Source organism: Anaerovibrio sp. (assembly GCF_024697385.1).
Classification (GTDB): domain Bacteria; phylum Bacillota; class Negativicutes; order Selenomonadales; family Selenomonadaceae; genus Anaerovibrio.
This window is the reverse complement of record NZ_JAILFV010000096.1, coordinates 1-20610: the sequence shown is the minus strand read 5'-3', so window position 1 is coordinate 20610 and position 20610 is coordinate 1. Positions and strand designations below refer to the sequence as shown.

At 44.7% G+C, this 20610-nt stretch carries 18 protein-coding genes; 17 read left to right on the top strand and 1 reads right to left on the bottom strand.

Annotated elements, in window-relative coordinates:
- From secA to K6C05_RS05155, 13 genes are all read left to right on the top strand, one after another.
- Nucleotides 1-2452, top strand: a 2452-nt coding sequence (gene secA, locus K6C05_RS05215; protein WP_296732099.1) for a preprotein translocase subunit SecA, incomplete at its 5' end; no start/stop codon positions are given.
- Nucleotides 2453-2580: 128 nt separating this feature from the next.
- Nucleotides 2581-3687, top strand: coding sequence for a peptide chain release factor 2 (prfB, locus tag K6C05_RS05210; protein ID WP_296732097.1), 1107 nt, complete (start codon nt 2581-2583; stop codon nt 3685-3687).
- Nucleotides 3688-3740: 53 nt separating this feature from the next.
- Nucleotides 3741-4439, top strand: coding sequence for an LmeA family phospholipid-binding protein (locus K6C05_RS05205; protein ID WP_296732094.1), 699 nt, complete (start codon nt 3741-3743; stop codon nt 4437-4439).
- Between the two features lie 14 nt (nt 4440-4453).
- Nucleotides 4454-6508 carry a DUF5693 family protein gene (locus K6C05_RS05200; RefSeq protein WP_296732092.1) on the top strand — a complete coding sequence of 685 codons (2055 nt, stop codon included), beginning with the start codon at nt 4454-4456 and terminating at the stop codon, nt 6506-6508.
- A 15-nt stretch (nt 6509-6523) separates the two neighbouring features.
- Nucleotides 6524-7645 (top strand): polysaccharide pyruvyl transferase CsaB, encoded by a 1122-nt coding sequence (csaB, locus tag K6C05_RS05195; RefSeq protein ID WP_296732090.1) that lies wholly within the window; start codon nt 6524-6526, stop codon nt 7643-7645.
- 191 nt (nt 7646-7836) lie between these two features.
- Complete coding sequence (gene ftsE, locus K6C05_RS05190) at nt 7837-8523, top strand: cell division ATP-binding protein FtsE (protein ID WP_296732088.1); 687 nt, start codon at nt 7837-7839, stop codon at nt 8521-8523.
- A complete protein-coding gene (gene ftsX / locus K6C05_RS05185) occupies nt 8513-9400 on the top strand; it encodes a permease-like cell division protein FtsX (RefSeq protein WP_296732086.1) in 888 nt (295 codons plus the stop codon). Before ftsE ends, ftsX begins: the two co-directional genes overlap by 11 nt.
- A 9-nt stretch (nt 9401-9409) precedes the next feature.
- The gene (locus K6C05_RS05180) at nt 9410-10543 is read left to right on the top strand and encodes a M23 family metallopeptidase (RefSeq protein WP_296732083.1); all 1134 of its coding nucleotides are present in this window, start codon (nt 9410-9412) and stop codon (nt 10541-10543) included.
- Nucleotides 10544-10641: 98 nt separating this feature from the next.
- Nucleotides 10642-11796, top strand: coding sequence for a S41 family peptidase (locus K6C05_RS05175; protein WP_296732080.1), 1155 nt, complete (start codon nt 10642-10644; stop codon nt 11794-11796).
- 142 nt (nt 11797-11938) lie between these two features.
- Entirely contained in the window at nt 11939-13246 is a 1308-nt protein-coding gene (locus tag K6C05_RS05170; protein ID WP_296732078.1) for a TolC family protein, read from the top strand.
- A 26-nt stretch (nt 13247-13272) separates the two neighbouring features.
- Nucleotides 13273-14397, top strand: coding sequence for an efflux RND transporter periplasmic adaptor subunit (locus K6C05_RS05165; protein ID WP_296732077.1), 1125 nt, complete (start codon nt 13273-13275; stop codon nt 14395-14397).
- Between the two features lie 19 nt (nt 14398-14416).
- A complete protein-coding gene (locus tag K6C05_RS05160) occupies nt 14417-15133 on the top strand; it encodes an ABC transporter ATP-binding protein (protein WP_296732074.1) in 717 nt (238 codons plus the stop codon).
- On the top strand, nt 15123-16340 hold the full coding sequence (locus tag K6C05_RS05155) for an ABC transporter permease (protein WP_296732072.1): 1218 nt from the start codon (nt 15123-15125) through the stop codon (nt 16338-16340). The genes K6C05_RS05160 and K6C05_RS05155 overlap by 11 nt, the downstream gene beginning before the upstream one ends.
- A 123-nt stretch (nt 16341-16463) precedes the next feature.
- Here the strand turns inward: K6C05_RS05155 and K6C05_RS05150 are convergent, their stop codons facing one another.
- Entirely contained in the window at nt 16464-17528 is a 1065-nt protein-coding gene (locus K6C05_RS05150) for an HD domain-containing phosphohydrolase (RefSeq protein ID WP_296732069.1), read from the bottom strand.
- Nucleotides 17529-17943: 415 nt separating this feature from the next.
- On the opposite strand from K6C05_RS05150, the gene K6C05_RS05145 reads away from it, so the two are divergent.
- The 4 genes from K6C05_RS05145 to K6C05_RS05130 form a co-directional block, all read left to right on the top strand.
- On the top strand, nt 17944-18687 hold the full coding sequence (locus tag K6C05_RS05145) for an amino acid ABC transporter substrate-binding protein (protein WP_296732101.1): 744 nt from the start codon (nt 17944-17946) through the stop codon (nt 18685-18687).
- Between the two features lie 142 nt (nt 18688-18829).
- Nucleotides 18830-19474 carry an amino acid ABC transporter permease gene (locus tag K6C05_RS05140; protein ID WP_296732068.1) on the top strand — a complete coding sequence of 215 codons (645 nt, stop codon included), beginning with the start codon at nt 18830-18832 and terminating at the stop codon, nt 19472-19474.
- Nucleotides 19455-20234 (top strand): amino acid ABC transporter ATP-binding protein, encoded by a 780-nt coding sequence (locus K6C05_RS05135; RefSeq protein WP_296732065.1) that lies wholly within the window; start codon nt 19455-19457, stop codon nt 20232-20234. Before K6C05_RS05140 ends, K6C05_RS05135 begins: the two co-directional genes overlap by 20 nt.
- Nucleotides 20235-20403: 169 nt before the next feature.
- Nucleotides 20404-20610: hypothetical protein (locus K6C05_RS05130; protein ID WP_296732063.1), on the top strand; the 207-nt coding region annotated here is incomplete at its 3' end.

The window sequence follows — 20610 nt, the reverse complement described above, 5'->3', positions numbered from 1 at the left end:
TGAGGACGGATTAACTGAGCTCAGTGATTCTTCCCTTGTCAGACATACAGATAAATTTAAGGAGCGTCTTGCCAATGGTGAGACCCTTGATGATATTTTGCCTGAGGCTTTTGCCGTGGTCAGGGAAGCATCCCGCCGTGTCCTGGGTATGCGTCATTTTGATGTTCAGATGATTGGTGGTATTTGCCTACATGAGGGTAAAATCGCCGAAATGCGTACTGGTGAAGGTAAAACCCTTGTGGCTACTTTGCCGGTATACCTGAATGCTTTGACCGGCAAGGGCGTTCATATGGTAACTGTAAACGATTATTTGGCCAAGCGTGATAGTGAATGGATGGGCCGGTTGTATAATTTCCTGGGACTTACTGTTGGACTAATCAAGCATGATATGGAATTTCCACAGCGTAAATTTGCTTATAGCTGTGATATTACCTTTGGTACAAACAATGAATACGGTTTTGATTACCTTCGTGACAACATGGTAGTTGATATCAACCAGATGGTACAGCGGGAGCTTAATTATGCCATCGTGGATGAGGTGGACAGTATCCTTATTGATGAGGCCAGGACACCACTTATTATCTCCGGTGCCGGCTCCAAGTCTACAGAGACTTACAGCCGTATGGCCAAGGCTGTCGAGATTTTGAAGCCGGGGGTGGATTATACTGTTGATGAGAAACAGAAGACTGTTGCACCTAATGAAACAGCTGTTGCCAAGGTGGAAAAGTTCTTGGGTGTCAAGAACATGTATGATTCTGATAATATCGAAATGTCCCATTGCTTTACTGCAGCTCTCCGTGCCAAGGCTTTAATGAAGCGTGACCGGGACTATGTAGTCAAGGATGGGGAAATCGTTATAGTTGATGAATTTACCGGACGACTTATGGAAGGCCGTCGTTATTCTGATGGATTACATCAGGCTATTGAGGCTAAGGAAGGCCTTGAGGTTCGTCGTCAGTCCCAGACTTTGGCCAGCATTACATTCCAGAATTATTTCCGTATGTATAATAAGCTGGGGGGGATGACTGGTACTGCCAAGACTGAGGAAGACGAATTCATAAAAATTTATAAGCTGCCTGTAGTGGTGGTTCCTACCAATATGCCTGTCCGTCGTGTGGATCTGCCGGATGTTATCTATAAGACCAGACGGGCCAAGCTCAAGGCAGTGGCCAATGATGTTGAAAAGATTCATGCTGCAGGCCAGCCGGTCCTGATTGGTACGACATCCATTGCGCAGTCTGAGGAAATCAGTGGCATACTGCGTAAGAGGGGGATTTCCCACAATGTCCTGAATGCCAAGTTCCATGAAAAGGAAGCTGAGATTATAGCTGATGCCGGACAAAAGGGAGCCGTAACCATTGCTACCAACATGGCCGGTCGTGGTACTGATATCAAGTTAGGTGAGGGCGTTCCGGAGTTAGGCGGTTTATATATTGTGGGAACTGAACGCCATGAATCCCGTCGAATTGATAATCAGTTGCGTGGTCGTGCAGGCCGTCAGGGGGACCCTGGTAATTCCAGGTTCTATCTTTCCCTGGAGGATGATCTGCTCCGATTGTTTGGTGCCAAGAACATTTCCTCTATAATGGACCGCTTGGGAATGGGTGAGGATGATCCGATTGAGCATAAGATGATTACCAAATCCATTGAAAATGCCCAGAAGAAGGTAGAGGGCCGTAACTTTGATATGCGTAAGCATGTCCTGGAATACGATGATGTCATGAATCAGCAACGAGAGATTATTTACTCTGAGCGCAAGAAGGTGCTGAGGGGGGGCAATCTCCGTGAGCACATTATTCATATGATTGGTCAGATTATCGAATCTGAGATGGATCAGTATGCCAATGCCAAGCTCTATCCTGAGCAGTGGACACTGGGTGAGCTCATCAAGGATGCTGAGAAAATCTATGCTCCACAGGGTAAACTCAAGCTGGAAGAGCTTGAGGAAATGAGCCGTGATGAGGTGCAGGAAACCCTGATGGATGTAGCAGAGGAAGCATATCGCCTGCGTGAACAGCTCTTTGGTGAGGATAATATGCGTGAACTGGAGCGTATAGTTATGCTTCGGGTAATTGACAACCGTTGGATGGAGCATCTGGATGAGATGGATATGCTCCGAGAGGGAATAGGCCTGTTATCATATGGGCAGCGCAATCCTCTTGTTGAGTACAAAATCAAGGGCCACGATATGTTCCAGTCTATGATTGATGGAATAGAAACTGATATTGCCACCATGATGTACCGGGTGAATATCATTACACCTGAGCAGCAGCGGGCCATGGAAGAACAGGCACAGAACCGTTTGGCACAGGCAAAGGCCGCTCATGGTGATGAGGAACCTGAGAAAACGAAAAAACAGCCGATTGTCAATGAAGAAAAAATCGGCCGCAATGATCCATGTCCATGTGGCAGCGGTAAAAAGTACAAGAACTGCTGTGGCAGGAATAAATGATTTTATTATGCTTAAATAATTGATGAGAGTATCTCCTCCGAAATTCATCCTCATTCGGGATGAGTGCCATCTGTAGATGGCGGAGGGGATAGTCTTGCTTAAAGAATTAAAAATTAGGATGTGAGAGTATGCTGGAGGATTTGAAGCCTGAAATTACGGCACTCCAGGGACGATTATCAGAGATGGAAAAGGCTCTGGATGTGGTCCATAAAGAAGAAAAAATTGCTGAGTTGGAATATAAAATGGGTGAGCCTACCTTTTGGGATGATCCGGAGGAAGCTCAGCGGGTCAATCAGGAGCTTAATGATGTAAAAATCAGTGTTGATAAATACAAGGCCCTGTTGGCTAAATTTGATGATGTCCAGGTAATGTGGGAAATTGGCATGGATGACAAGGACGAAAGCGTGGAGCCGGAGGTTAAGTCCGATATGGAGGCCATAGACAAGGCCCTGGAGGAACTTCAGCTTGAGGTGATGCTGTCAGGGAAATATGATGCCAACAATGCTATTTTGACATTGCATGCAGGTGCCGGTGGAACCGAAGCACAGGATTGGACCAGCATGCTACTCCGCATGTATGGACGATATGCGGAAAGGCATGGCTTCACCGTGGAAACAGCTGATATGCTTCCTGGAGATGAGGCCGGTGTAAAATCCGTGACCTTGTTCATAAAAGGACATAACGCCTATGGCTTTTTGAAATCAGAAAAGGGTGTACACCGTTTGGTGCGCATTTCCCCTTTTGATTCCGCAGCCCGTCGTCATACCTCCTTTTGCGCCTGTGATGTTATGCCGGAGCTTGATGACACAGTAGAAGTTGAGATTAATATGGATGATGTCCGCGTGGATACTTATCGGGCTTCCGGTGCAGGTGGACAGCATATCAATAAGACTTCCTCGGCTGTGCGCATGACTCATGAGCCGACCGGAATTGTAGTTCAGTGTCAGAATGAACGCTCCCAGATCCAGAACCGTGAGCAGTGCCTGAAAATGCTTCGGGCCAAGCTGTTTGAACTGGAGGAGGAGAAAAAAGAACAGGAAATTGCTGCCCTTGAGGGAGATCAGCAAAAGATAGAATGGGGAAGTCAGATCAGATCCTATGTTTTCCATCCATATAATATGGTCAAGGATCATCGTACCAGTGCCGAAACAGGCAATACTCAGGCTGTAATGGACGGAGAACTGGACATGTTTATCGAGGCATTTCTCCGTGCCAAGGCAAATCATCAGCTGTAATGCCGGGGCTTTGCCCATTCTGGGTAGAATATGAATTTTGGCAGGTGATATGAATGAAGAACGCCCTAAAGCTGCTATTGGCCCTGATAATAGTTTTTTTAGTCTTTTGTCAGCTGATTCTGCCGGGACTTTTTCAGTCATTTGTTGCACATAAAATACAGGAAGCCACTAAGGCTGAAAATGTAAATGTGCGGGTGTCATCAGCGTTTGGGGTCATGCTTCTGGCTGGCAGGATGGACAGTATTCACATTGATGCTGATAATGCTGTGATCGGTCAGGTGAGAGTTGACAAACTGACCCTGGATGGTATCAATGTTAATGGTGATTTTTCGGCATTGGATGCCAGGGATGGCTCGGCTGTAACTTCGGCTGACAGTTTGGAACTGGAGGGAGTCATTTCCCAGGAATCCTTACAGGAGCTTTTGAGCAATAAGCTGGAAAAAATCGATGATATTGAAACTACCATGACCTCAGAGAAAATTTCGGCCTCCGGAAGTATAAAGCTGTTGGGCCGCAAGGCGGATATTACCCTTGATGGAATTGTATTCGAGGAGGATGGGGCAGTTTTTTTCCATATGACCAGGCTGGATATACGAAATGCAGTATTTGGTAAGGCTGTAATAGGGGATTTCTTTGGGGATATATTGTTGTTTGACCTGCATAAGATGCCTGTAAAATCTGAGGTGGATGATGTGAAGATGCAGGATGGACGGGTAGTTATCCAGGCTAGTCGGCATAATTCCACTATATGAGGAGTACATCAGTTATGAAGCAATTTGCATATGATAAAGTTTTAATAGTGCTTATAATAATAGGCCTGTGTGCTTCATTATTTATTAATATTCAGCGTCATGAGGTAGAGGTTCGCAATAATTCCATTGAATTGATTGTGGATTATGAGGATTTGCTGGAGCTGGCCCAAAGGGAGGGCGTGCCGGTATCAGAGGTAATGCGTCAGGCAAAGGATGCAGGTATTACATCTCTGGCAGTATATGAAACTACCTTTAAAAAACTCAATGTCAATGGTAAGACTGTGGCAGTCAATGGCAGTGATGTACTGGCCAATTACCAGAATGGTGCCATGACTGATCCGGAGTGGCGCAAGCTGGTAGAAAATGGGACCATTAAAGGTACTGAAATCTATGTTACAGGTCATGACAAACAGACATTCAGGGAAGTTCATGAGGACCTGATACGGAGGTTGGGTAATGACCGTGTAACCGCACTTAATGTAGGTGGCGAGACGGTTCTTGCGGTAAAAGCCCATTTTGAATCCTTTGAAAAGATGGATTTGGGCATGCCTACAGATGAAATGAAGGCTGTTAATGATGGCGGCTTTTATGTCCTGGCCAGGCCAACCAATTACCGTAGCTGTACCAAGGATGATGTGGATGCGTTTTTTTCCCGTATAGATGGTTTTGACGTTTCGGGAATAGTATTTTCCGGTTCGCAGACATTGGGAGCACCGGATTATTCTGAATATACGGCCCAAAGGATGGAAGACCGTGGGCTGACCCTGGGTATGATTGAAGGGGTAACCCAATTACGGTTTTTCCCCCAGGATGGAATGCTGGATATAGCCAAGGCTAATGATTACAGATCTGCACGGCTCTATTCAATTCCCAAGGATGAACAGAAAAAAATGAAGATTGGTGAGTGCGTTGATCGCTGGGCCAATACTGATGCTGAAAGAAATATAAGATTTAATCTGCTGAAAATTTTTGATAAGCCGGCCCCGGGGATGAATCTTTTGGAGACCAACATGACTTATTTTGCGTCTACCAGGGATGCCCTGGTGAAGCAAGGCTTTACAATTGGCAAGGCCGGAGTGTTTGAAGGATTTTATCCTGCATCCTGGCTCCGGGCCCTGGTTATGGCAGGGGTGGCTGCAGGCTGTGTGCTTTACCTGTCATTGGTGATTCCAGGTCTCAACAAAAAATATCTGTATGGGTTGCTGCTTGTGGGATTGGCAGTATGCGTCATACCGGTATTGATGGGTCATGGGAATAAAATCCGTCTTGTGGCGGCATTGGCCAGTGCAAATGTTTTTCCTGCTATTGCTGTTATCTGGCAGCTGGATAGAATCAGATTAAAAACACCTGATGAATCAGCCTCTTTGCCAAAAATAATATTAACAGGTATAGTGGCCCTGTTCACCTGTGGTATCATGTCCTATGTGGGGGCATCTTATCTGTCAGGATCGCTGGCTGATACGGAATATTTGCTTGAGGTCAATATTTTCCGCGGGATAAAGTTGACTTTTATTCTGCCAATCATCTTGGTGGCCATTGCATTTATGCAGCGTTTTGACCTGTTTGATGGTAAAATGGACGATACGGAAGGCTTTATGGACCAGTTCCGCAAAATCATGGATATGCCTGTAAAGGTCAAGACCCTGATTGGACTCTTTTTGGTGCTGGTGGCCGGTATTGTCTTTGTGGCCAGGTCCGGGCACACCATGGGCATGCCTGTGTCATCTGCAGAACTTAAATTCAGGGCCTTTTTGGAGCAGGCAATGTACGCACGCCCACGCTCCAAGGAATTGCTTATAGGACATCCTGCCTTTATGCTGGCTATGCTGGCCTGGTTCAGGAAGTGGCCTACAATGATATTGTTTGTTTTGGTATTGATAGCTACTATTGGTCAGGGATCAATGGTGGAAACTTTCGCACATATGCGCTCTCCGGTATTTATGTCCTTTGCCCGTGGCATAGGAGGTATCGTCCTGGGGGCAGGAATCGGTGCGGTATGTATGGTTTTGGTTCAGCTGTGGAGCAGATATGTTTCTCCAAGGCTGCTCCCTAATAAAGTTAAAGGATAAGGAATGACAACAGACATGAGTAATGTTGTAATTTCCGGGTACTACGGATCCAGGAATGCCGGTGATGAAGCTATGCTGGCAGCAATGGTTGAAGTATTATCGGATTTGGATCCCAATATAAATATAACTGTTATATCTGCTGATCCGGCAGATACCAAGCTCAGGCATAAGGTACATTCCATTGGCTGGCTGGATATCGGCAATATTATTGGCGCGCTGTTTAAGGCTGATCTGTTGATCAGTGGTGGTGGCAGTTTGCTTCAGAATGTTACCAGTCGCCGCAGTCTCTATTATTATCTTATGATTATAATTTTGGCTGAGCTTCTGCATACTCCGGTCATGCTATACGCACAGGGAATCGGTCCTATACAGGGTACCTTTGCCCGTTGGGTCATGCGCATTGTAGGAAATGGCATCAAGCTGATTACTGTTCGTGATAAGGGATCATTGGGCGAGCTGGCTCAGATGAAAATACGCCGCCCGGTTATAGAGTGTACCTCAGACCCTGTGCATGCCATACACCCGGTGGATAAGAACATTGGCAGGGGGATACTGACGGAAAATAATGCCTATGGGGCCAAGGCCCTGGTAGGCATTTCAGTCCGGGAATGGCAGGGACTTACCCACTATAAGGCTGTTATTGCCCGGGCAGCTGATCAGATTGCCCAGGAATTCGATGCCAGAATTGTTTTTCTGCCTATGCAGTATCCTGAGGATGTTCAGACAGCAGAAATGGTAGCATCCATGACAAGCTGCAACGCTGTTGTGCTACAAAAGGATTATACTACCAAGGAGCTTTTATCCATAGTGGGTAATATGGATATGTTGATTGGAGTCAGGCTGCATGCCCTGATTTTTGCTGCGGTTATGGGAGTACCAATGATAGGCGTTTCCTATGACCCCAAGATTGACAGATTTTTGGAATCAGTGGGTGAGAGCCCGGTGGGTGATCTGGAGAATGTCAAATACGATGAGCTGGTCAATAGGGTACGCCTGAAGTGGAATGACAAGGCAGGCTTCAGCAAAAAAAATGAGAAGCTGTTTTCTGATCTTCGGCGACTGGCCATGCGCAATGCTGAGCTGGCTTGTGAGCTGATTGACAGAAAAAAGAAAAAAGATAAAGAACAGGAATCTTAATTATTATCATGTGACGCTGGAAAATGTCAGGACATTTTCGGCGTCATTTTTCTCTGCAATCCCTGGTATGTTGCTGACAAATAGCTTTGTGCAATGGTGATTCAAAGGGTTATGTCATATCATGGATAAATCTTTCAGATTGATAATTTTTGTGATAAAATGAAAGATAGTGTAGAAATGGAGGTTTCTCTATGATTCATATGAATGATGTTATGAAGGTATACGACAATGGTGCCGTTGCCTTGAATCATGTTAATGTAGATATTAAAAAGGGTGAATTTGTTTTTTTGGTAGGGCCGAGTGGCGCAGGCAAATCCACTTTTATTAAAATGCTGTTGAGGGAGGTCTTGCCATCTTCTGGAATCCTCACCGTGAACGGCCGGGATGTAATCCGCATGTCCACCCGTGATGTACCTTATCTCAGGAGAAGTCTTGGGGTTATTTTTCAGGATTATCGGCTGCTCCCGGATAAAACAGTATATGAAAATATAGCGTTCGCCATGCAGGTTATTGAGGCCCCACGGCGGATGATGCAGCGTAATGTCAATAATGTTCTGGATATTGTAGGCCTCAGGGATAAATATAAGTGCTTTCCGAACCAGCTTTCCGGTGGTGAGCAGCAGCGAGTAGCTATTGCCAGGGCTATAGTGAATAACCCGGCAATAGTTATTGCCGATGAGCCTACCGGTAATCTGGATCCTGAAACCTCATGGGGTATCATGGATATATTTAAGAGTATCAACGCTTCAGGGACCACTATTGTAATGGCTACTCATGATAAGACCATTGTTGATGCCATGCAAAAAAGGGTTATTGCCATAGAGAATGGTGAGATAGTCCGTGATGAAGCAAGGGGAGGCTATGGCTATGAAAATTAGTACTACAGAGTATTTTGTCAGCGAAGTAGCTCACTCCCTGAAGAGAAACAATTGGATGTCAGTGGCATCTATTGGTACGGTGGCTGTGTCATTGTTTATTTTTGGCATGTTCCTGATGCTGGTCATGAATTTGAATAAAATGGTGGAATCCCTGGAATCACAGGTTCAGATTCAGGTGTATCTTCGTGATGACTTCAGCCGTGAATCTGCAAAGGAGCTGGAGGTTGACCTGAAAAGCATGCAGGGTGTAGAAAAGGTTACCTTTATTCCTAAGGAAGAGGCCATGGAGAAATTCAAGGAACGCCTTGGTGACCAAAAAACACTGCTGGATGCATTGGATGAGACCAATCCATTACCGGATTCCTTTGAGGTAATGCTGATTCAGCCGGAGCTTGTAAAAACGGCAGCAGAAGCTATTGAAAGATTTGAAGGTGTTGAAACTGCCAAATATGGGCAGGATGTAATGGAGCACCTTTTTGACATTACCAGGCTGATACGAATATTCGGGTTTGCCCTGATGCTAGTCCTGGCTTTGGCTACATTATTCATTATTGCCAATACCATACGCCTCACTGTATTTGCCCGGCGGAAGGAAATAGCAATCATGAAATATGTCGGTGCCACTGACTGGTTTATACGGTGGCCATTCGTTTTGGAGGGAATGGTCATGGGTCTGTTTGGAAGTATTATTGCTTCAATAATGCTCAGGTTTACCTATTCCGGAATAGTGGCAAAGATATACAGTACATTGGCCTTTTTCCCTTTGATTCCGGAGCAGCCTTTCCTGAATTACATAACTGTTGTTGTTATAATCGGTGGTATGATAATGGGGGCTATTGGCAGTACGGTGTCCATTAAAAGGTTCCTGAAGGTCTGAGGTGGCACTATGAAATTATTTACCAGAGGTTTAAAAACCTGGAGCTGGATTATGACAGCTGTTATGGTTTTATCCATGGCAGGTACGGCTATGGCTGATGATCTGGAAAGCCAACTGGAGGAGCTGCAGCAACGCGCGGCTGAACAGCAGGAGATCACCAATGAAGCCCAGAGCAGGGTGGAGAACCTTTCTGAGCATCTGCGGACACTACAGGCGGATGTGGATGAGGCAACTGAGGAGTATAATGCGGTCAAGGGTAAGCTTGATCAGGTGAAGTCAGATATAAATGACAACACGGAACTGCTGGAAAAAACAGAAAAAGAACTCAAGGTCAAGAATGTCAAACTGGCAAAGCGTATCAGGGACATCTATATAAATGGCCAGATAAGTTATATTGATGTATTATTTGGTGCCAAGGATTTCTCTGACTTCATTACACGAATGGATATGCTCAAGCGTATTATCAAGCATGATTATGACCTTATTATGAAGGTCAAGGCCGACCGCCAGATAGTCATGGATACCAAGGCAAAGCTGGAAAAGGACAAGGCTGATGCTGAGGTTCTGGTCGCCAGTGCCGAGGAGAAGCAGGCTGTTGTTCTGGAAAAGAAGCATGAACAGCAGATAATGCTGGATAAAGCCAAGTATGATAAGGCAACCTCCGAGCAGGCTTACGAGGAAATTATGGCAGCATCCCAGGAGATTACAGAGCTGATACGACGCAGTCAGATGTCTAACGGATATGTGGCTGTTTCCGGTTCCGGGGCAATGATTTGGCCTTTAGCGGGTCCTATAACTTCCGAATATGGATGGCGTACCCATCCTATTTTTGGGACGCAGCGTTATCATAGTGGTATAGATATAGGTGGAGATTATGGCCAGCCGATTGTGGCCGCTGCCAGTGGTACTGTCATTCATTCAGGCTGGATAAGCGGGTACGGTTATACCGTTATCATTGACCACGGGGGCGGAATTACCTCCCTTTATGGGCATAATAGTTCTCTGTCTGTCAGTGTTGGGGATGTGGTTTCTCAGGGTGAAACCATAGCACTTTGCGGTTCTACAGGAAACTCCACGGGACCACATTGCCATTTTGAGGTTCGTGAGAACGGTGAGGCTGTAAGTCCATATGGTTATTTATGATTAATTTTGTGCTCTTTCGTCATTTTTCTTGTGGAATGGCGAAAGAGCCATGCTTTTATATATAGCTTTTTATGTATTTTAAGGATTGGTGAAATTTAATGAATCAAAGACTGAAGTATGTTCTGGTTTCTCTTGTGACAATGGTGATAACCGTTGTTTTGATGGGTGCCTGTGCTTTTTGGGCATTGGGAGGAACTGTTGAAAAGGCAACGGATATGTTGCGCTTTATCGTGACAGTGAGATTCGTGGAAGAAAAATTTGTCGGGGATATTCCCCCGGGAGCTTTGATAAATGGGTCGTTTGATGGTATGATGCAGGCCCTGAACGATAAGTATTCAGTCTATATGGACCCGGAGAAATTTAAACAGCTGAATAGTATCAACCATGGTTCCTTTGGCGGAATCGGAGTAGTAATGAGTTTTTCTGAGCCCGGGCATTGCAGGATTATGTCTGTAATGGATGGTGCTCCAGGTAAAGAGGCAGGTTTGGAGCCGAATGATGAAATAATAGCTGTTGAAGGCATAGCCGTAGATACCCTGCAGCCAGAGGAAATAGTTTCCCAGATTCGTGGCGAAGAAGGAACCTCCGTGGTTTTGACAGTAAGGAGAGCTGGGCAGGAAGATCAGGATTATACCCTGGTCAGATCAAATATTCATGTGGATACTGCTGCCGGTGATGTTTTGCCGAACACGGATATTGGATACATACGGATTGCTTCCTTTAGTGAGAATACAGCAGTAGAGTTTCAAAATGTACTGACTACCCTTAAGGAAAAAAATATAAAGGGTCTGATTATAGATCTTCGTGCCAATCCGGGTGGGCTTTTAAAAACATGTGTGGAAATTGCCAACATGGTTGTCCCTGCCGGTGATGTAGTGTCAGTGGTGGATCATTCCGGCTATAAGGAGGTATACCGTTCGGAGCTTCAGGGAGAATTCCTCCCGATTGTGGTGCTGATAGACAACAACAGTGCCAGTGCTTCTGAAATATTGGCCGGAGCCCTGAAGGACCGTAAGGCTGCAACCCTGGTAGGGGTAAAATCCTATGGCAAGGGGTCAGTCCAGACAATATTACCATTGTTCAAGGGTGATGGCATTAAGCTGACGGTAGCTAAATATTACACACCATCAGGGGTGAGCATTGATGGTGTTGGCATAGAGCCTGATGTGGAGATTGCTTTGCCGGAAAAACCGGTAAAGGATGTCCAGCTTGAAAAAGCTATTGAAGTTATGAATAAAAAATTGAATAACTAATAATATTTTAATTTTTATACTATAAAATTAGCTTGTTTTCATACGACTGCTGAATAACTTTCGTCTGGAGTTAAGTCTCGAAGGGATTAGCTGCAGAGGAAATTCAAGGCAATACAGTGGAGAATCTGAAAGGATGTTTTTTATGAAAAATAAATGCTTGGTTGGTGCTGTACTGCTGGCTTTATGTGGAGTTGTACCATTATCCCAGGGCAGTGGGCAATGTGCAGCTCTGTCCTTGGAGGAAGCGGTACAGATCGCTCTGGTAAATAATCCGGATGTGAATATTACCAGACTGGGTGAGGAAACAGCCAAGGCTAAGTTGAGCCAGGCCAGAGGAGCAAACAGCTTTTCCTGGAAGGCAAGTGTCAGTCTTGGTGGTTCTGATGTCAACCGTACTGGTTGGGGTACCAGCAATGGCAACAGAATTACCGGTTCCCTGCCAATATATAGTGGTAATGTAAAACAAAATAATATTGAGAGTGCAGAAATTGGAATAGATATTGCCAAGCTGCAGACACAGAGAAAATGGGAAACCATGCAGCTGGAGGTTATCAAGGCATATTACAATGTCCTGGAAGCCAAAAAGCAGGTGGCTGTTTATCAGGATGCAGTGGATAAATACCAGAAGCATCTTTCCAATGTTGAGCAGCTATTTTTTGCAGGAAGCAAGGCCAAAATAGATGTACTTCGTTCCCAGGTGGAATTGGCTAATGCAAAGCAGACTTTGATCAAGGGTGAAAGCACCTATGACAACAATGTAAGTACCCTGAGGAATTTGTTGTATATGGACCAGCAGGAGCCTATTGAGCTGACAGATGATTTTGTATATGTGCCTTTTGAGTCCGGGGTCAATGAATGTGTTGATTTTGCCCTAAAAAACCGTAAGGATCTGCAGGTATATACTCATACCCTGGAGCAGAAGGAGCTTGAAGTCAAATCTGCTAAAGCAGGATACATGCCGACGGTTGATTTGAGCGTGGGAGCAGGCTGGAACAAGCAGGTATTACCAAGCGGCGATAATCACGAGTATTCGGCGACAATTGGTGCCAGCTGGAATATTTTTGACAGTGGAGTAACCAAGGGCAAGGTTAATGCAGCTGAGACAGCATTGGAAATAGCCCGCCTGGACTGTAAGAAGGCAGAAAATGATATTAACCTGACTGTGCGCAAGGATTATAACAGTATGCGGGAAGCTGAAAAGCGCTTTGTGTCCACCAAGGAAGCTGTGAAGGAAGCAGAAGAGGACTATTTCATAGCCAACGAAAAGTATAAAGCCGGTGAAGGTATCATGCTGGATATCATTGATGCCCAGAATGCCTTGGCTACTGCTCAGCAGAATTATATAAGTGCCCAGTATGATTATGCCAGATACAGGGCTTCGGTGGAGAGTGATATGGGCTATGAGGTCCATCCTTCAACTGCAACCGTTGAAAATGCCGTATTAAAGTAAATTTTTAGGAATAAAGAGGCAATATCATGAGAAAAAAGAGTGTATATAAATGGGGCGCTGCCATAGTAGTGCTGTTACTGGTGATTGCCGGTGGCTATATGTATTTTGGCAGTAAAACCGAGACAAAAAGCACTACTTCTGAAATCGTTGAGGTGCAACGGATGAAGCTGAAGTCTACAGTATCGGCTACAGGCACTATACGACCTGTCAATTCAGTAGAGGTCAGCTCAAAAATTACTGCCCGTATCAAGACGGTACTGGTCAAGGAAAACGATAAGGTTACTGCCGGACAGACCGTTGCCATTCTTGATGGAAAGGATTACGAGGCCAGCAATGACCAGGCTTCCTTTAAGGTAAGCAATACAAAATCAAAATATGACAGAATGGAATATCTCAATTCTATAGGTGCAAAATCCCAGGAGGAGCTGGAGGATGCCAAGTATGCTTATGATACTGCCGCCAGCGCTCTTGAAAAGTCTCAGTCGGACTTAAATGAAACGGTTATTACAGCACCAATGGATGGTGTGGTTGTGGGGGAACCAAAGTCAGCAGGCACTATGGCCGTGCAGGGCAACAGCAATCCTACGGTCATCATGACCATAGCGGATATGTCCAAAAAGCAGATTTTGGCCAAGGTGGATGAAACTGATATTGGTACGGTCAAGGTAGGTCAAAATGCTACCTTTACCGTAGATACCTATACAGGAAAAACCTTCACTGCAAGGGTATCCAAGATTTCCCAGACTGATGTTTCCAACAGCTGGAATACAAATTCCTCCAGCAGCTCCAGCAGTTCATCCTCCAGCAGCGTAATTTACTATTATGTGGTATTGGATATAGATGATCCTGAAGGCTTGCTGTTACCGGCTATGACTGCCCGGGTGGAGATAGTAACTTCAGAAACCGATAATGCACTGGCTGTGCCTATTTCTGCCCTGAAAACGGATAATAAGGGGTCTTATGTGGTATTGAGCCTGCCTGACGGTCAAACTGAAAATCGTTATGTAAGTACCGGTATATACAGTGATGAATATGTTGAAATTATTGATGGGCTTAATGAAGGTGACAAGATTGCAATTACCTATAAGGCTCAGACAAGCAAGACCAATACATCCAGCCGCAGAGGTCCGGGTGGCGGGCCTCCTATGTAAAGACGGAGATTGACAGAAAATGAGCAATAGTGGAAATATTACTATCAGGTTAAAGGGAATAAAGAAGCTGTACAAAATAGGCCAGCAGGAAGTAGCTGCGCTGAACGGTATAGACCTGGATATCAAAGAGGGTGAATTTGCTGCCCTGATGGGTCCGTCAGGCTCAGGGAAATCAACCCTGATGAATATACTGGGATGCCTTGACCGTCCAAGTGTTGGTTCATATATGCTGGATGGACAGGAGGTGGCCCATCTGACAGATGACCAGCTGGCAGCAACCAGAAACAAAAAAATAGGCTTTGTGTTTCAGAATTTTAATCTGCTCTCGCGGATTTCCGCCCTGGATAATGTGGCATTGCCACTGGTTTATGCAGGTGTAGGGACCAGTGAACGGGAGGAAAAGGCCATGTATTACCTGGAGCAGGTAGGACTGGCTGACAGGGCTGATCACCAGCCAAATGAGCTTTCTGGTGGTCAGCGGCAACGAGTGGCCATAGCACGAGCCCTTGTCAATAATCCTCAAATCATTATGGCAGATGAGCCTACTGGTAATCTGGATACCAAGTCCACCAAGGAGATAATGGAAATTTTTCAAAAGATGCACAATATGGGCCGTACAATCATTCTTGTTACCCATGAGCCTGAGATTGCTGTCTGTGCCAGTCGTCAGCTGTTGGTCCGGGATGGGGTAATCACCAGGGATGAAGGAAAGGGTGTGGTTTTGGATGTTGTTTAAGGAAAGCTTTTCCATGGCATTCACTGCACTTTTGGCCAATAAAATGCGGTCACTTTTGACCATGCTGGGAATTATAATAGGTGTTGGTGCAGTTATCGCCATGGTTTCGGTGGGGATGGGTGTCCGCAGCAATGTTGTGGACAGTATCTCCAGTCTGGGCAGTAATATGCTCATTGTATCGCCGGGTTCATCCAATTCAGGCGGAGTCCGCGGTGCTGCCGGATCCCGTACTACATTGAAATATGAGGATGCCACTGCCATTAAAAATAAGGTGAAGAATATAGATTATGTTTCTCCTTCCGTGAGTCATTCCTATCAGGTGGTAAATGGGAATCAGAATTGGAATACCTCGGTACAGGGCGTTACACAGGAATATATGTCCATCCGATCCCTGGAAATTTCTTCAGGCTCCTTTATTACGGTAAATGATATTACCAAGCGCAACAGGGTAGCCGTAGTCGGCAGTACTGTTGCCACCAATTTGTTTGGCACCAGTAACCCTGTAGGGCAGAATATCCGCATTAACAACCAGCCCTTCAAAATTATTGGGGTGCTGGACAGTAAGGGACAGTCATCCATGGGCCAGGATCAGGATGATGTGGTTATTGTTCCTCTGACAACTGCCATGGAGAGGTTGATGGCGCAAAACTATGTTTCCAGCATAAATATTCAGGTATCAGACTCTGAGATGATGGATCAGGTTCAGGAGGATGTAGAGATATTGCTGCGCCAGCGTCATAAGATTATTGGCGGCAAAGAGGATGACTTTACTGTCCGCAATCTGACCAGCCTGATGGAGACCATGACCCAGACTACCACAATGCTGACGCTGCTTTTGGGAAGTATTGCAGGTATATCCCTGGTTGTAGGTGGTATAGGAATCATGAATATCATGATGGTATCTGTGACTGAGCGTACCCGGGAGATTGGCATTCGCAAGGCGTTGGGTGCTACATTTAAAAACATCATGATGCAGTTTCTCATAGAATCTGTGGTTATAGGTGTGGTAGGTGGTATTATAGGGATTATTATCGGCTGCATACTGTCCACTGTGGTCAGTCAGCTGGGGTCCTTTACCACAGTTATCACCCCATTGCCTATATTTGTCTCCTTTACCTTCTCAGTGGGGATTGGATTGTTTTTTGGCATATATCCTGCCAGAAAAGCAGCCAAGCTGGACCCTATTGAAGCCTTGAGGTATGAATAAGTCCGTGGTTTATGTCATAATTGACCGGGACATTGATGACAATATTAAGCCCCCTGTAAGTCGGAATGATATATCCGACCTACAGGGGGCTTTCGTTTTGTAGCGTTCTCAGGTTATTTGATTTTACTTTGCATTGTATTCAATAATTTTGATTCCTCTGTGTTCATTGAGGTCAATGATATTGTCCTGGTCAATTTTTACAAGAGGATGAATGGCCATATCGTTTGGATAGCGCAGAATTGTTCCTGTAAGACCGTTGTTCAGGGTAACAGTGGATCCCAGGAAGGCATCCTTGATATGTTTTAGTATTACTATGCAGATTTTTGGATCGAGTTTGCTGTACATCAGCTCGGTTATCTTTGCAATGGCCGCAAAAGGTGTCTGACGCACGAAGCCTTCACGCTCTGTGGTGATATTGTCATACAGGTCAGCAATGGCGATTATCCGGGCAAACAAGTCGATATCCTTGCCCTTCTTATTGTCAGGAAAACCTGAGCCATCCATGGCTTCATGGTGTTGCAGTACAGCCAGCTTTACGCTTTCGGATATATCATTGCTGCCTGACAGTATTTTATAACCATCAGTGGTGTGCTGGAGATAGGTTTCAAAATCCTCACCCTTAAGGGTATCTACCTGGCGGGATTGGAGCCTTTCAGGAAAATGGACCTTGCCGATATCATGGAGAAAGCCGGCAGTAATCAGGTCAGTTACTTTTCTGGATGGTAAAAGCATCCATTTGCCAATGACACCTGCCAATACCGAAACCCTTATGGAATGATTATACACATCATTGGCCATATGATTAAGCTCGTATAAATAGTCTATGGCTCCACTCTGTTTGGCCATAGGGTAGAGATTTTCGTGAACAAGGGTATTGGTCTTTTCTGTAGGAACCTCATCATTTTTTATCGTGGATGTAAAGATGTCGTTTACCTCATGGACAACCTCACGATATTGAGCTGCAAAAGCGTTGCTCCGGTTGAATATAGCCATTACATTTTGGTAGTTTGGGCTGAGCTCGTACTCATCCTTTACATAAACGAATGGAACGTTGAGAAATTTCAGCCGTGTGATATGAGCCTTTGTAAGCAGGGTGTTTTCTGACAGTATAACTACCATGTCATCATTTAATATAGTACGAGCCAGTTCCATACCAGGCTCTAATTCTTCAAGGCTTAATGATTTCAATATCATACCCTCCTATTAATCAAGTCATTACAATAACCATTATTCTACATTATATCCTTTTTTTCCTACCAAAAGGGAAAATATTGTAAAAATAGGACAAATATCGGATAAGTAGGACCAATAGCAGGATTATGCATATGATGTTTGGGGACCTGAAATGCACTGCTGGCAGGGACTGAACCCTGATATGTCGGGAAAGCGCCAAGCACCTGTAAAGCAATGGGTAAATACGGCTAAAATACTGTAGGAATAAAGAGAAGTTACCGAATAAATCACTTTTTATTAATTTTGTCTTGTCAAGTATTAACGAGTTAAAGTATAATATGCTTAGTGTAAATCTATTTTATAAGGAGTGTATGAATTTATGAAGAAAATATTAGCTTTTTGTCTGGTTATGGTTGCCGCTATAGCAGCAATGGCCGGCTGTGGTAACAATGCATCCAATAAGGACAACACATCCAAGATTGTTGTAGGGCTGGATGATAATTTCCCGCCAATGGGATTCAAAAATGAAGCTAATGAAATTGTGGGCTTCGATATCGATTTGGCCAAGGAAGCCTCCAAGCGTCTGGGCTGCGAGGTGGAATTCAAGGCAATTGACTGGAATTCCAAGGAAGCTGAACTGAAAAGCGGTCGCGTCGATGTTCTGTGGAATGGTTTGGATATAACTGAAAAACGCAAGGAAAACATGCTGTTTTCTGATCCATATATGAATAATCGTCAGATTGTCTTTGTATCAAAGGACAAGGGAATCAAGATTGCGTCTGAGGCTGATTTGGCAGGTAAGACAGTAGGTACCCAGAGCGGTGGAACATCTGAGGAATATTTTGAAAAGAATTCTTCCCTGAAAAATTCCATGAAGGAAGTAAAATACTATCCTGATTTTATAAATGCTTTTATGGATTTGGAGAACGGCCGGATTGATGCTGTTGTTGGTGACGAGATTATCGGCCGCTATTATATCAGCAAGCATCCTGACAAGATTGCAGCAGTAGAAACCGTAATTGGTGAGGTCAGCCAGTTTGGCTTTGCCTTCCGCAAGGATGATAAGCAGTTAAGGGACAAGGTCCAGAAGGTGTTTGATGAAATGCTGGCAGATGGTACAGTGGCCAAGATTTCTGAAAAGTGGTTTGCCAAGGATATTACCCTTAAAAAGTAATTATTTCACATGGATGTTGAAGGACTATTGCTGAGGTGATAGTCCTTTTCATTTTCGGTGTTTTGATGTAAAATATACCTTATTGATGCTTTTTTACAGTAAAGCGAAAAAATAGTAATGTACCAATAAAAAGGGGATATTTATGGATAATTTGCTTCATACTGTGGTGTTAATGCTTGAGGGGACTCAGGTAACATTGCAGATTTTTTTTGTCACATTGGTTCTTTCACTGCCTTTGGGGTTGATGGCGGCCTTGGGGCGCATTTCCGATTTTCGTATATTAAGCCGGTTTATGGAATTTTATATCTGGCTGATGCGGGGCACTCCTTTGATGCTGCAGCTTCTTTTCGTATATTTTGCCCTGCCTATGGTCGGAATTATGCTTCCTGATATCGTTGCTGCCCTTCTGGCATTTACACTTAATTACGCTGCTTATTTCGCTGAGATTTTCCGGGCAGGTATCCAATCAATTGACCGAGGACAGTATGAGGCGGCCAAAACTCTTGGCATGACTCATAAGCAAACCATGAGTCGTATAATTATTCCCCAGATGATCAGGTATGTGTTGCCACCGGTAAGTAATGAAACCATTAATTTGGTCAAGGATACTTCACTTATTTATATTTTGGCAATGAATGACCTGCTGCGTGTGGCCAGAACCATTGTTCAGCGGGAATTTGACATGACACCGTTTATTGTGGCAGCCGTTTTTTATCTTATTATGACAGCCGTACTGACATGGGGCTTTAAGAAGCTGGAGGCATATTATGGGAAATACGACAGATAATGAAGTTATGCTGCGATTGACGCAGATTCATAAACGCTTCGGTGATTTAGAGGTCCTGAAGGGAATTGATTTGGAGCTGAGAAAAGGTGAAGTGATGGCTATCATTGGCACCTCCGGGTCCGGTAAGAGTACATTGCTCCGTTGTATTAACCGCCTGGAGGAAATTGATGCCGGCAGAATTGAAATAAAAGGCCGGGTATTGGCCCAAAACAACAGTGATAATGTGGCTGAATATGTCACGGATAAAGAGGCACGGGATATTCTTTCCTGTACGGGGATGGTCTTCCAGCAGTTCAATCTATTTCCACACATGACGGTGCTGGAGAATTTATTGGAGGCACCAATTCAGGTACAGAAGCGAAAGCGGGAGGATGTGATTCCCGAAGCGGAAATCCTTCTGAAAAAGGTTGGATTGCTGGAAAAAAAGGATTGGTATCCATCCCGTCTGTCCGGGGGACAGCAGCAGCGCGTGGCCATAGCCAGGGCGCTCTGTATGAAGCCGGATATTATGCTGTTTGATGAGCCTACCTCTGCCCTGGATCCGGAGCTCACCGGTGAAGTACTCAGGACAATGCGGGAGTTGGCAGAGGAGCGCATGACTATGATAGTGGTGACTCATGAAATGAATTTTGCCCATGAGGCTGCAAATCATGTGGTGTTTGTGGAAAAAGGGGTCATTGTGGAGCAGGGAACACCTCAGATGGTTATGGATAACCCTCAGGAAGAACGGACCAAGGCCTTCCTTAAGAACATGCTTTAATTTTTCATAATTGTGTGGTAGAATTCTTACTTAGAAATTTATTCTTTGTCGGGTATTCAATGGCAGTATATAGCTGTAATTGAATCAGCCCTGATATTATATTAAGGAAATTATTGGAATTTGATAATTTTAGAATGTATACTTCTTATTCTTTTGGGGGAATTTGGTTATGTACTTTTTGAAAGCTAAAGGTGTATTACTGCGCCTAGCAGGACTTATAGTGCTTTTAGCTGTTTTTTTTGCGTTGGGGAATGCAGCCAGGACAGAAGCTGCTACATTTGCCGAACGGACGGAAACAATGGCACATATCAAGGCTGTCAGGGTCAGTACCGATAAAAAGCATACAAGGATTGTAATGGATATTACCAAGGATATG

What these genes read in the sequence shown, in the direction of transcription:
- ftsE (WP_296732088.1), top strand. Translation starts at nt 7,837, where the DNA reads ATGATTCATATGAATGATGTTATGAAGGTATACGACAATGGTGCCGTT.
- K6C05_RS05180 (WP_296732083.1), top strand. Translation starts at nt 9,410, where the DNA reads ATGAAATTATTTACCAGAGGTTTAAAAACCTGGAGCTGGATTATGACA.
- K6C05_RS05205 (WP_296732094.1), top strand. Translation starts at nt 3,741, where the DNA reads ATGAAGAACGCCCTAAAGCTGCTATTGGCCCTGATAATAGTTTTTTTA.
- K6C05_RS05135 (WP_296732065.1), top strand. Translation starts at nt 19,455, where the DNA reads ATGGGAAATACGACAGATAATGAAGTTATGCTGCGATTGACGCAGATT.
- K6C05_RS05175 (WP_296732080.1), top strand. Translation starts at nt 10,642, where the DNA reads ATGAATCAAAGACTGAAGTATGTTCTGGTTTCTCTTGTGACAATGGTG.
- K6C05_RS05145 (WP_296732101.1), top strand. Translation starts at nt 17,944, where the DNA reads ATGGCCGGCTGTGGTAACAATGCATCCAATAAGGACAACACATCCAAG.
- ftsX (WP_296732086.1), top strand. Translation starts at nt 8,513, where the DNA reads ATGAAAATTAGTACTACAGAGTATTTTGTCAGCGAAGTAGCTCACTCC.
- K6C05_RS05140 (WP_296732068.1), top strand. Translation starts at nt 18,830, where the DNA reads ATGGATAATTTGCTTCATACTGTGGTGTTAATGCTTGAGGGGACTCAG.
- csaB (WP_296732090.1), top strand. Translation starts at nt 6,524, where the DNA reads ATGAGTAATGTTGTAATTTCCGGGTACTACGGATCCAGGAATGCCGGT.
- K6C05_RS05160 (WP_296732074.1), top strand. Translation starts at nt 14,417, where the DNA reads ATGAGCAATAGTGGAAATATTACTATCAGGTTAAAGGGAATAAAGAAG.
- K6C05_RS05155 (WP_296732072.1), top strand. Translation starts at nt 15,123, where the DNA reads ATGTTGTTTAAGGAAAGCTTTTCCATGGCATTCACTGCACTTTTGGCC.
- prfB (WP_296732097.1), top strand. Translation starts at nt 2,581, where the DNA reads ATGCTGGAGGATTTGAAGCCTGAAATTACGGCACTCCAGGGACGATTA.
- K6C05_RS05170 (WP_296732078.1), top strand. Translation starts at nt 11,939, where the DNA reads ATGAAAAATAAATGCTTGGTTGGTGCTGTACTGCTGGCTTTATGTGGA.
- K6C05_RS05200 (WP_296732092.1), top strand. Translation starts at nt 4,454, where the DNA reads ATGAAGCAATTTGCATATGATAAAGTTTTAATAGTGCTTATAATAATA.
- K6C05_RS05165 (WP_296732077.1), top strand. Translation starts at nt 13,273, where the DNA reads ATGAGAAAAAAGAGTGTATATAAATGGGGCGCTGCCATAGTAGTGCTG.